This is a genomic window from Ureibacillus aquaedulcis, from assembly GCF_030418165.1.
Taxonomy (GTDB): Bacteria; Bacillota; Bacilli; order Bacillales_A; family Planococcaceae; genus Ureibacillus; species Ureibacillus aquaedulcis.
In genome coordinates this window covers 370248-382808 of the sequence record NZ_JAUHTQ010000001.1, presented here as the reverse complement: position 1 = coordinate 382808, position 12561 = coordinate 370248, and the positions used below count along the sequence as shown (strand labels likewise).

Here is a 12561-nt window from a genome sequence, read left to right as displayed (position 1 = left end):
TCATTTTAGCATATTCCTTGTAAAATTACGAGAAATATGCGAACGTATATTCTAATTCGTTCAAGTGTAGCTATATAGTATTTATTTTGCCTATAATCATCGTTTTAACCAAACTTTTAGCATTATTTTCTAGTATGGTACAAACGGTACTAAAATAAAACAAACTCCAAAAGCAAGGATTAGCTGCTTTTGGAGTTATGCTCAATCATTTTATAAAGTTATGAATTTCTTTTCGTGATTCTTGATTTCTACGATTTCTCCATCGAATGCAGCTTTATAGATAGCAAAAATATCATCATAAAGCAAAGGCATTGGACTGCGTGCCAGAATTCGTTTTTGCTCTATTGCGTCGGTCGCCAAACTTTCCAAAGCTTCTTCAGCAATATTGAAGCCTTGCAATGTAGACGGGATATTCACATCTTCCACCAATCTCTTCAATTCTGCTACACAGCGATAGGATGCTTGTTCCTGTGAAAGGTTTACAGAACTAAAGCCCATTGCATCATAAATATCCTTCATGCGTTTTTCGCAACTTTGGCGGATATACCCCATTACATATGGAAGCAATACCGCATTGGAATCACCATGAGCTATATGGAATTGACCACCCAATGGGTAGGCCAGTGCATGTACACCTGCAACCCCGGCATTGAAAAACGCCAATCCAGCAAGATAGCTACCGTAGCTCATATCTGTTCGCGCTTGCTTGTCTTCACCGTTTGAAACAGCTGTACGAATTGAATTGCTGATTAGACGAATGGCTTGCAGAGCAAGCGCATCCGTCACTGGACTTGCATTTTTTGATATATATGCTTCTACAGCATGCGTTAATGCATCTACCCCTGTAGCAGCGGTTACTTTTGGCGGCAAGGAAATCGTTAATGCCGGGTCGACAATTGCGACATCTGCTACCAAGTAATCATGTGTAACCACATCTTTCGTTGTTTCAAGAGATAGCACGGATATATTTGTAACCTCCGAGCCTGTTCCGGATGTTGTAGGAATCAGAATGGTCGGAATGCCTTTTTTCGCGACTTTTTTTGTACCTGTCAAATTTAAATACTCTTCAACTTTTCCTTCATGCGAAGCCAAAACACCAGCAAGCTTTGCTAAGTCAAGTGCGCTGCCGCCACCAACACCGATGACCATATCAAATTGATTTTCGCGTGTATAGGCTACTAGTTTTTCCCCAACAGCCAATGGAGGCTCCGGTACAACTTCCGAATAGATTTCTGTTTCATAGCCATCTTCATTAAGCGGATCCGTCACTTTATTCGTAATTCCGATATTCAATAAAAATGGATCTGTAATTACCAGAATTTTTTTTGCATTAAATCTTTTCACTTCATCCAACAGATTAGATAGAGAACCCCATCCTGTATAGCTGATAGGCGGCAATGTAATTTTCTCGGCCATCAAAACTACTCCTTTTTATTGATTCCAGATGACTAATTTTGTTTCGGTCATTTCATGGATCGCGTATTTTAATCCTTCTTTTCCTGTCCCGCTTTCCTTCACACCGCCATATGGCATTTGGTCCACACGGTATGTAGGAACATCATTGATAATCACTCCACCAACATGAAGCTTTTTGGAAGCCTTGAAAGCAGTCTGGATATCATTCGTAAAAATCCCCGCCTGCAAGCCATAGTTGGAATCATTGACTGCATCAATGCCTTCCTCTATTGAGGAAATGCGATTGACAATGACAATAGGTGCAAACACTTCCTGACATGAAACTTTTGAATGCGCTGCTACATTTGTAATAATCGTCGGCAAGAAGACACCATCTTCGATTTCCCCGCCCGTTACTACTTCAGCACCATTTTCGATAGCTTCCTGTACCCAGCTTAGTGCACGTTCTTGTTCGGCACTATGAATCATCGCAGAAACATCTGTTTTTTCATCAAGTGGATCGCCTACAACCAATTTTTTCGTCGCTTCAACAAATTGAGCAATAAAGTCGTCGAATAACTCATCCATTACATACGTGCGCTGCAATGAAATACAAACTTGTCCCTGATTTGAAAAGGCACCAGTTACACATTTCGGTACAATTTGCGTTAAATCTACGCCCCTATCAATAATTAACCCCGAGTTTGAACCAAGTTCCAAAGCTACCTTTTTTAAGCCGGCTTTCTCGCGAATACCAATTCCAACCGCGGGACTTCCAGTGAAAGTAATCATTTTCACCTTATCACTTTCAACCAATGCATCTCCTACAATTCTTCCGCTGCCTGTCACAACATTGAATGCTCCTTTAGGCAAAGCAGTTTGATCGATCAATTCCGCCAAAAATAAAGCAGAAAGCGGAGTTTGAGATGCTGGCTTCAGCACAATTGTATTTCCTGCTGCTATCGCTGGTCCCACTTTATGCGCTACCAAGTTTTGCGGGAAATTAAACGGCGTAATAGCACCAATGACACCCAGTGGTTCTTCGATTGTATAACCGAAACGATTTGCCCCATTCCTCGCCGCATCCATAGGAATAATTTCTCCTGTTAAACGTTTCGCTTCTTCGGCAGCAAATTTATAGGTTTCGATTGTACGATCAATCTCCCCCAATGCAAATTTCATTGGTTTCGATGCTTCCAATGAAATAATTTCCGCTGCTTTCGTACGGTTTTCATGGAAAAGTTGTGCAATATGCTCCAAGATGGATGCTCTTTCATAGGCAGTTAATTTCCCCATCTCTTCTCTTGTTTCATGGGCTATATCAATTACTTGCTCCACTTCACTGCGATCAGCTTGTGGAATATAAGCAATAATGTCCTTTGTATACGGAGAATAAAGCTCCGCTACTTTCTCCGATGTTTTCCATTCTCCATTGACGTAATATTTTTTTTCAAATGTATTAGACTTCGATAAGCTCTCGTTCTTCATGTTCTTTCCCTCCATCTTGAAATTCATGATTTGTTTGATCCTTTGTAAATGTATTATCAACTTCTCCTTTAAAGAAGTTTTTGCCATATATTAATAGGCAAAGTAAAATACCTACGGCAAAGCCCCAAGCAGCGCCTTTGATACACAGAACTGCCCCAATAATTCCCGCAATTCCTAAGTCTGTTTGGCTACGAGCCTCTAAAATTCCTACTTTTACACTTACATAGCCTTGAATTAGCATTGTTAATGCTAAAGCAACACCAAGGATTGGTTCTACTAAACTTACTATCGGCAATAAGAATAATCCAGTATTTGTACCCCAGCGGAACGAACCAATTCCTCCAAAGAATGAATCCATTGCTTTACGGCCTTTTTTAAATCGTTCAACCATTACCACTTGCATTGCCGACCATATAGGACCACACATTGTTACGTCCGGGCCTAAAATACTCATTGCACTGTTTCTGATACCAAAAATTAAATGTGCACGACTCGCACTATATTCAATCTTCTCATCCGGTCGAACAGAACTCCCCTCTTCAACCAGGGCTTTAGTTTGCAATACATCTCCGAATAATACGATATATGCTGCTAATACAGTTGGTAAAGCAGTAATGAACATCATAACAGGTGGGAAACCTAAACCAAATATTGTGTATTCATTCCATAATGTTGCAAAATCTGGCGCAGAGATTCCCCATTCAATCTTCGGCCAAGATGCTTCACCAAATAGTGGGGCAATCACAACAGCTAAAATGATGACTGGAAATATCCCTAATTTCCCTATTGTCGCCCAAAGTACGTTTCGTTTTTGGAACTTCACAAAATGCTTTGAGAATAATAAATAAAATCCAATCCCAACAGCAATTGTAATCGTCCATGGGAAACTTTCAAATCTTCCGCCTACACTGAAAACGGAAATAACCGCTGCAAAACCTGCACCTAGAATAACCCCTGCTTTTAAAGCCGAGGGAATAAGACTAACTACTTTTGATGCTAATCCAGTTGCACCAAGAATCAATGATAATATACCAAGTGTCATCTGAAAGGCTATCAGTGAATGTACCCGCTCCGGTCCCTCCGGAAACTGTGTACAGTAAAGTGTAATTAACGGAATCGCCGGCGTTATCCATCCTGGCACTGCTGGATCTCCTAGTAAATGATGCAAGAGATAGAATAATCCGTTTAATACAATGACTGCTAATGCGACCTCAAATGGCATACCCAATAGATCGACCAAAATTGGAATTGCCGATAAATCGACCGCACACATTAGTAACCCCTGAACGTAATCCGGCCATTCAAAACGATAATGGATAAATGGCAGCCGAACTTTAAAAGGACCTGCTGGGATATGTGGTGATTCTTCACCATACTTCCGATTTTTCCATAACATAAATATTTCTCCTCCCTTTTGCATTTGTAAGCACTTACAAATGCCCCTAAAAAAATAGATTACACCCCATTGCAATTTGTATGAATACGTAACCATTTTAAACTAAAAAAATAGAGTTGCAAAATGGTTACGTATTCATTTTTGTCCTAAAATATAAACAAACTCCCAAAAAGTCTGTTTTATATTTCCCTTGTTGTACTTCTATTAAACACTTTAACAGATTCCGTGATTTTCACGCAACCATTTTTTTTATTTTCAATCAATTCGATCAACTTTTTAATAGCTAGATAACCGAGGTTTTCTTCTGAAATACTGCCGATTGTTGTTAATCTGATTGCTGCATGTTTGCTGATATCTACATTATCTATTCCGATAATACTTAATTTTTCAGGCACTTTGACGCCGATTGAAACTGCATCATCCATCAAGAATAATGCCAATGAATCTGAACCCGCACAAATTGCCGTTGGGCGCGACTTAAAACTCATCAAGTCATTAAATGCCGTTGTTACCTCATTTTTCGAGGTATCTGTATGAATAATATTTTGCTGTGGAATTTTTATATTGTAATCTTCCAGTGCTTTTAAAAATCCATGATATCGGTTATAAAATGTGCTTACAGTTAATGGACCGCTTACCCATGCAATATTGCGATGTCCCAGCTCTATTAAATGCTGCGCTGACAGATAGCCCGCTTTATAATTATCAATTTCAACAAAGTGCCTATTGTTTTTGTGTTTGCGATTATATGTAATAAAAGGAAGATGCATGCTTTCCAATCTTTCAAATATCGGATCATCTATTAATATACAAGATAAAATGATTCCATCAACCTTTTGTTCAATTGCTGTTGCATAAGCTTCAGTAAGCTTGTCATCATTCACAAATTGAACGTTTACGCGATAGCCTTTTGTATTTGCATAATTTACAATTGCTGTTGTCGTATCCACAAAAAAGGGATTATGCAGTGGCCCGGATAGAAGGACAATCGTATTGGTTCTTTTTTGCACGAGAGAACGGGCATTAGCATTGGGTATATAGTTTAATTCCTGAATCGCCTTCATTACCTTGTCCACGGTAGGTTGTTTTACTAACTCGGGTGTATTTAGTACCCTTGAAACTGTAGTTTGAGAAACTCCAGCATATTTTGCAACGTCTTTTGATGATACCAAAGACAACTTCCTCCTTTTTACTTATTAGCGTTATTTTACTATAAAGCGAAGCTTTTTAATATTATATTCCAAATATAAAAAAGTCGCCTTTAGTTCAGCCCCTACTCCGAGCGGATAAGGGTTGCTACCTGTCATGGCGACTTTTTAAATATTTTTTTCATTTACATTACGGACTCTTGCGTCTCTTCCATTTCTTGAGTTTCTTGTAATTCGCTTAGTTCTTTTGTGTACCTATAAAAAGCTTCCTTGTCTTTTTCATCCAATGCATTATCGATGAGATCTTTCAGCTGCTCAATTCTTTGCAATCTCTGCATTCGGTTCAAAAACAAGTCCAAATAAATGTCATTCAATAACTTTTCAGATTCGTTTGCATGTTGATAGTTCCCAACTGCCTTAAGAAAATCTGTGTATGAATAATATTTATCCATCGATATCACCCCGATTCCCTTTTTTCTATTATAAAAAATTGATTGTCAATTTGCAATATTTTCTGAAAAATAGATAGTTTTTTTCATTCTAAAGTGGAAAATTACCCATTTTTAGGATGTCATTCGGATTTCTACTGTTTTCCAAGTAAAAATGGTAATTATATTACTGATTTATTATTTCAATAATTTGTCAATTTTTCCAATTGCATTGGTAAAAAATTCATATTATGATTTTATTAAATTGGTTATATAGCATTATGAAATCATTAAAAGGAGGAGTAATTATGCTTAAAAACATTATTTTAATCGAGTCTTACCGTATTTCTTTTAATACCTATTTAATAATGCCTATTAAAAACGGGGAAAAACTTTACTGTCATGTCTATGATAAAAATGGAGAATTTATTGTTGAACGAAAACCTATTTACATAGTTAGAAAATCCTGTGAAATCCTGGGATATAACTATAACCATGCAAAGAACTTCTCAAAATCCTTCCTTGGAAAGGCAAAGCACAAATTACCTATCATAATTACTCATGATGGAATACCAAATGTATTCTTCCCTCTCTTTTCTCCAACTTCGCCAAACAACATCTGGGTTGGCCTGCATGCCATTACGAACATTCGCCGCCACAAAGAATTTACAGAAATCACCTTGATCGACGGAAAAGAGTTTGTGCTTCCGATTAATTATGCGTCTTTTTGCTCCCAATACGTATGTGCAACAATGCTTCAAAAACACGCTTCCCAACAAAGAATCATCATCCGAAACGAATTAACTCAACCTCCAAAGCCTATACACTCCCAAGAACTTACTGAACTTTTTGAAAAGATTGACCCTATTGGACCTTCTGATCCTGATTCGTTTGATCGGAATTGATACTGGACGCTTTTTTCAAGTACATCTTGAGTAAATCTTCAACATGATTTCTTAATCGTATATTCGAATATCTTCTAACATCCATTATCCGCCGATAATGAAATTGATACTCTGTAAACATTTCGTCCCGCTTACCTTGAACAACTCTTAATTGATGACTTTTTAGATAAGCCTTGGTTTTTCTCAAATCATGTTCAGCCAGTTTTCTTGCTTCATCAATCAAATAGATATATGGACGTTTTAATTTAAACTGCCCAGCTTCTATTTGTGCTTGATCTTTTTCCAAAACGATAAGCAGCATCGGTAAATATATAGCTGATTCTAGATTTGGGACAGCTTCAGTGGGAATATGTGCCATTAAATCCCTCCTAACAATAGAACATCTGTTCTCATTATTATATTACAACAAATTAAAAATAATGCAATTGCGATATGGCGGTAATTAATGGGTAATTAAACAAAAACAGCAGGGTTGTTTCAAGGAGAAAGAAGTATCTATATAAAATAAGGAATTAATTTTGCTATATAACCAATTTTATTTTTCTAAGAAGGTGCATAATGAAGGATATTACAGGGAATAAAAATAAAAGCTGAAGGAGTGCTGTAGGTACAGCCAACTCACAAAATAAATTAAACCTTTTTGGCAATGAACTAAGCTTTGCCAAAAAGGTTTATTTCTTTTATTTATTGACCAATGCGTGAACGAAGATAAGCGTTGATGAAATCATCCAAATCGCCATCCATTACCCCTTGGACATTCCCCGTTTCAAAAGTTGTACGGTGATCTTTTACCATTGAATATGGATGGAAGACATACGAACGAATCTGGGAACCCCAGCCTATCTCTTTTTGTTCTCCGCGAATCGCATCAAGCTCGGCCTGTTGTTTTTCAATTTCAAGTTGGTATAATTTTGCTTTTAGCATATTCATCGCTTTTTCACGGTTTTTAATCTGTGAACGTTCCGCTTGGCAGGATACTACCACGCCAGTCGGGATATGCGTAATACGAACAGCTGAATCTGTTGTATTAATATGCTGACCACCGGCACCTGTTGCACGGTACGTATCGATTTTCAAATCCTCAGTGCGAATATCAATTTCGATTTCATTGTTGAACTCGGGCATGATATCGCATGAAACGAAGGAAGTGTGGCGTCTTCCAGCAGAGTCAAAAGGTGAAATACGAACTAAACGGTGAACCCCTTTTTCGGCTTTCAAGTAGCCATATGCATTATGGCCTTGAATTAACAAAGTGACAGACTTAATCCCCGCTTCATCACCAGGAAGATAATCCATCGTCTCTACTTTAAAGCCGTGCTTTTCAGCCCAGCGCGTATACATACGCAGCAGCATCGAACCCCAGTCTTGCGATTCTGTACCACCTGCACCTGGGTGCAGCTCCAAAATGGCATTGTTTTTGTCGTAAGGCTCACTTAAAAGCATTTGGAGCTCAAAGCCGTCCATTTTGCGTTGGAAGTCCTCCAGCTCGCTGCCTAACTCCTCTTGAAGATCATCATCTGGCTCTTCTTTTAAAAGCTCCAATGTCATCTCCAGATTTTCTTGTGTTGTCACAAGGTCATTAAATTCATTGACAATGGCTTTTAATCCGTTTGCTTCATTAATGACGGTCTGGGCACCGTTTTGGTCATTCCAAAAATCCGGCGTAAGCATCATTTCATCCAGTTCCTGAATACGTGCCTCTTTGTTTTCTAAGTCAAAGAGACCCCCTGAAGTCCGCCAATTTCGAGGCTGTAGTTTCCAATACATTTCTTACTTCCGATAATTCGATCATTTAAAATCCTCCGCACTCTTATTTAAACCGGTGAGAACCGTATCATCTAATCAGGATGAAAAGATGACTACGGTTCAAAGGTTTGTTTCTTCATTTGTAAAGGAAATAATAGCCTCCTAAAAGAAGCATTATTTCGAGGAACTAATCGTGGGGGCTTATTCAGCACCATGACAGTTTTTATATTTTTTGCCGCTGCCGCATGGACATGGATCATTACGGCCAACATTCTCTGCTTTACGAACAGGTTGCTTTTTCTTTGGTGCTGCTTCTTCTTTTGGATTGACAGCTTGTCCTTTTGCAACTTCTTCACGTTCCAGGTTGCTGCGGATTTGGGCTTTCATTGCATATTTCGTTACATCCTCGCGAATGGCAGCGACCATATCCTCGAACATTGCAAAGCCTTCCTGCTCATATTCGCGCAACGGATCGGTTTGTCCATAAGCACGCAGGTGAATCCCTTGACGTAATTGGTCCATCGCATCAATATGGTCAATCCATTTTGTATCGATTGAACGGAGTAAAATGACTTTTTCAAATTCACGCATACGCTCAGGACTTAACATTTCTTCTTTTTCATCGTAGCGTTTTTGAACCTCACCGTAAATAAAGGAAATGATTTCTTCCGGCGATTTTCCTTCAAGGTCACTTGCTTTAACGGCACCCTCTTCCAATAAATTCGCTTGGATGTAATCTTCCAGCGATTTTAGGTTCCAATCTTTTTGATCGCCTTGTGTATGAACAGCGACAATATTTTCGATGGATTCCTGAATCATGGACTCCACAAGTGCACGCATGTTTTCAGTTTCAAGTACATCGCGACGTTCTTTATAAATAACCTCACGTTGCTGGCGCAACACATCGTCGTATTGCAACAAACGTTTACGGGCGTCAAAGTTATTGCCTTCAACACGTTTTTGTGCGGATTCCACCGCTTTTGAGACCATACCCGATTGGATCGGCTGGTTATCATCCATTCCAAGTCTAGTCATCATCGCTTTCATTTTATCCGAACCGAAGCGGCGCATTAGATCGTCTTCTAGCGATAAATAGAATTGCGTTACCCCTGGGTCCCCTTGACGGCCAGAACGACCGCGCAGCTGATTATCAATACGGCGCGACTCGTGTCGCTCTGTACCGATAACAGCCAGTCCACCAAGGTCAAGGACGCCTTCACCAAGCTTAATGTCGGTACCACGGCCGGCCATGTTAGTGGCAATCGTTACAGCACCTTTATTCCCTGCATTGGCGATAATTTCGGCTTCGCGTTCATGATTCTTCGCATTTAATACATTATGCGGAATCTTATGTTTATCTAATAGATTGGAGATAATTTCCGATGTTTCAATCGCAACTGTACCAACTAGAACAGGTTGCCCTTTTTTATGGCGATCAGCTATTTCTGCTGCTACCGCACTATATTTCCCGTTCATTGTAGCGAAGATTAAATCCGGTTTATCATCACGGGCAATTGGCTTATTCGTTGGAATTACCACAACCTGCATGTTGTAGATATTGCGGAACTCTTCTTCTTCCGTCTTTGCAGTACCCGTCATACCAGATAACTTCTCATACATACGGAAATAGTTTTGGAACGTAATCGTCGCCATTGTCATCGATTCGTTTTGGATATCCACCACTTCTTTGGCTTCAATTGCTTGGTGAAGCCCGTCAGAGTAGCGGCGACCTTTCATTAAACGGCCCGTAAAGCCATCAACGATGACGATTTCGCCATCTTGCACAACATAATCCACATCGCGATGCATGGAAACATGAGCTTTTAAGGATTGGTTTATCGCATGCAATAGACGAACATGTGATAAATCGAAAAGATTATCAATCCCAAATGCTTTCTCGGCCTTCCCAATACCGCTTTCCGTTAGGGTAACGCCTTTTGTAGTTTCATCGTAAGTGAAATCTTCTTCGGCTTTCAAGCGGCTTACGAACATATTGGATTGAACGTAAAGCTGCGCTGTTTTCCCCGCCTGTCCAGAAATAATCAATGGCGTACGTGCCTCATCTATCAGGATGGAGTCGACTTCATCGATTACGGCATAATGCAGAGGACGTTGAACACGTTCTTCCTTATACACAACCATGTTATCGCGTAAATAGTCAAAGCCAAGCTCGTTATTCGTACTATATGTAATGTCTGCAGCATAAGCTTCTCGTTTTTCCTCTTTTGTCAGGCTGTTTAAGTTTAGGCCCACTGTCAAACCAAGGAAATTGTACAGCTCACCCATTTGATTTGCATCACGAGTTGCCAGATATTCGTTGACTGTTACAACGTGAACACCTTTGCCTGTAAGCGCGTTTAAATATACAGCCATCGTGGAAGTTAGGGTTTTCCCTTCCCCTGTTTTCATTTCCGCGATATTACCTTCATTTAAAGTGGCAGCCCCCATAATTTGGACGCGGAAAGGATACATCCCAAGTACGCGGCGTGACGCTTCACGACAAACTGCAAATGCTTCAGGCAGCAGTTGATCTATTGTTTCGCCTTTTTGATAGCGTTCTTTAAATTCTGTTGTCTTTTCCTTTAGATCTTCGTCATTTAATTGCTCCATTTGAGAAGCATAGGCTTCTACTTGATCGGCAATCTTCGTTAGTTTCTTAACTTCTTTTTTATTCAAATCAAAAATTTTATTTAAAATGTTTGCCATGGATTTTTTCACTTCCCATATAGTCTCAATTTCCATTTTATCATTTCCTATAGAGTCGGTGCAAATGTACGTACCACATAATCAATGTAAATCTGTTGTGAACCTGAGTGCCTGGCACACACGATTCTCTTAAAATTGCGTTCTGAAATTTTGGGTACTCAAGGGGTGTGTAATTTTTGACTAATGGGTGTTTAATATGCCACAGTTAAATTATTCTAATTGTTAGGAGTGTATAGAAATGGCAATCGAGGTCTATTTAAATTTTAATGGAAATTGTCGCGAAGCTGCGGAATTTTATGCGGATGTATTCAAAACAGAAAAGCCGAATATTATGACATTTGGCGATGCACCAAAAGATCCGAACTTTGAAATCCCGGAAGAAGCAAAGAATTTGGTCATGCATACAAGATTGGATATTCTGGGAAGCCGCGTCATGTTCTCGGATACTTGGCCAGGCTCTCCATTCGTTGAAGGAAACAATATCTCGCTAGCTGTGGTGACTGATGATGAAGAACTCATTCGCTCCAGCTTTGAACGATTAAAGGAAGGCGGCACTGTAAAAATGGAGCTGCAGGAAACGTTCTGGAGCAAGTGCTATGGAGCAGTAAAGGACAAGTTCGGCATTGAATGGCAGGTAAGCTTGGATAGCGGAGAACAATATTAATCCCTTGTTTAATAAAAAGTAAGCCTCTCTTTCACCGGACTCGTTTCGAAAGGAAGGCTTTTTTCGTTTTTATCTTATTATCTTTTAAGTCAAATAACTGGATATTTATACTCTTCGCATCTCAGTTTTTTCCATTCGCAATGGCAGTACCAATGGCGTAAGATAGCATATGCCCTACATAAATTACTGTGATCAGCCAAAATGCGATGAGGGAATGGAAAATAACAAGCGATAAAAACCAGACAATAAAAATTATCACCAACGAACCCATCCAGCTGTAAGAGCGAGCCAAATGATCATTCATCACGAATCTCTCATCATACTGTTTTTTCTTTTTCATCATCCTTCTCGGAAGATAAAAAGCACTCACGATAACTACTGCAAGACCAATCCAAAATAATACTGCCACCAACATGTTATCCATTATTCTTCCCCTCCTCAAAAATAAACACATCTTCAATTTGCATTTCGAACAATTTTGCAATTTTATGAGCCAGAATGAGCGAAGGATTATATCGGCCTTTTTCTAGAGATATAATCGTTTGCCTAGAAACTTCGAGTTTTTCGGCAAGCTCATCCTGGGTTAAATCATGCTGCTGACGTAAATCTTTGATGCGGTTTTGCAAATTCTCACCTCACCCTTAAATGTAAAGCTAGCTTTACGTAAAGGATACTTTACATGCTA

General features: G+C 39.3%; 12 protein-coding genes. 2 read left to right on the top strand and 10 right to left on the bottom strand.

Annotation, left to right across the window (positions count from 1 at the left end; translation table 11 throughout):
• Positions 1–210 precede the first annotated feature (210 nt).
• From QYB95_RS01775 to QYB95_RS01755, 5 genes are all read right to left on the bottom strand, one after another.
• On the bottom strand, positions 211–1416 hold the full coding sequence (locus QYB95_RS01775; protein WP_301136359.1) for an iron-containing alcohol dehydrogenase: 1206 nt from the start codon (positions 1414–1416) through the stop codon (positions 211–213).
• Positions 1417–1431: 15 nt separating this feature from the next.
• Positions 1432–2883, bottom strand: coding sequence for an aldehyde dehydrogenase family protein (locus tag QYB95_RS01770; protein WP_301136358.1), 1452 nt, complete (start codon positions 2881–2883; stop codon positions 1432–1434).
• Positions 2855–4279: a hypothetical protein gene (locus QYB95_RS01765; RefSeq protein ID WP_301136357.1), complete on the bottom strand. Its 1425-nt coding sequence runs from the start codon at positions 4277–4279 to the stop codon at positions 2855–2857. Before QYB95_RS01765 ends, QYB95_RS01770 begins: the two co-directional genes overlap by 29 nt.
• A 179-nt stretch (positions 4280–4458) precedes the next feature.
• A complete protein-coding gene (locus tag QYB95_RS01760) occupies positions 4459–5451 on the bottom strand; it encodes a LacI family DNA-binding transcriptional regulator (protein ID WP_301136356.1) in 993 nt (330 codons plus the stop codon).
• A gap of 161 nt (positions 5452–5612) precedes the next feature.
• The gene (locus QYB95_RS01755) at positions 5613–5879 is read right to left on the bottom strand and encodes an IDEAL domain-containing protein (protein ID WP_301136355.1); all 267 of its coding nucleotides are present in this window, start codon (positions 5877–5879) and stop codon (positions 5613–5615) included.
• 284 nt (positions 5880–6163) lie between these two features.
• Here QYB95_RS01755 and QYB95_RS01750 point away from each other — a divergent pair, with 284 nt between their 5' ends.
• Positions 6164–6760: a competence protein ComK gene (locus tag QYB95_RS01750; protein WP_301136354.1), complete on the top strand. Its 597-nt coding sequence runs from the start codon at positions 6164–6166 to the stop codon at positions 6758–6760.
• Here the strand turns inward: QYB95_RS01750 and QYB95_RS01745 are convergent.
• The 3 genes from QYB95_RS01745 to secA form a co-directional block, all read right to left on the bottom strand.
• Positions 6720–7118, bottom strand: a complete 399-nt coding sequence (locus QYB95_RS01745) for a YhjD family protein (protein WP_301136353.1) — start codon at positions 7116–7118, stop codon at positions 6720–6722. The genes QYB95_RS01750 and QYB95_RS01745 overlap by 41 nt on opposite strands.
• Positions 7119–7444: 326 nt before the next feature.
• Positions 7445–8549, bottom strand: a protein-coding gene (prfB, locus tag QYB95_RS01740) for a peptide chain release factor 2 (protein ID WP_301136530.1) whose coding sequence is annotated in 2 segments (ribosomal slippage) — positions 7445–8476 and positions 8478–8549 — 1104 coding nt in all. Because the reading frame shifts where the segments join, the coding sequence is not laid out codon by codon here.
• Between the two features lie 158 nt (positions 8550–8707).
• Positions 8708–11212, bottom strand: a complete 2505-nt coding sequence (gene secA / locus QYB95_RS01735) for a preprotein translocase subunit SecA (RefSeq protein ID WP_301136529.1) — start codon at positions 11210–11212, stop codon at positions 8708–8710.
• A 238-nt stretch (positions 11213–11450) separates the two neighbouring features.
• On the opposite strand from secA, the gene QYB95_RS01730 reads away from it, so the two are divergent.
• The gene (locus tag QYB95_RS01730) at positions 11451–11876 is read left to right on the top strand and encodes a VOC family protein (protein WP_301136352.1); all 426 of its coding nucleotides are present in this window, start codon (positions 11451–11453) and stop codon (positions 11874–11876) included.
• A gap of 121 nt (positions 11877–11997) precedes the next feature.
• On the opposite strand, the gene QYB95_RS01725 is transcribed toward QYB95_RS01730, so the two are convergent.
• Both QYB95_RS01725 and QYB95_RS01720 read right to left on the bottom strand, forming a co-directional pair.
• On the bottom strand, positions 11998–12300 hold the full coding sequence (locus tag QYB95_RS01725; RefSeq protein WP_301136351.1) for a hypothetical protein: 303 nt from the start codon (positions 12298–12300) through the stop codon (positions 11998–12000).
• Complete coding sequence (locus QYB95_RS01720) at positions 12293–12502, bottom strand: helix-turn-helix transcriptional regulator (protein WP_301136350.1); 210 nt, start codon at positions 12500–12502, stop codon at positions 12293–12295. The genes QYB95_RS01725 and QYB95_RS01720 overlap by 8 nt, the downstream gene beginning before the upstream one ends.
• Between the last annotated feature and the right edge of the window lie 59 nt (positions 12503–12561).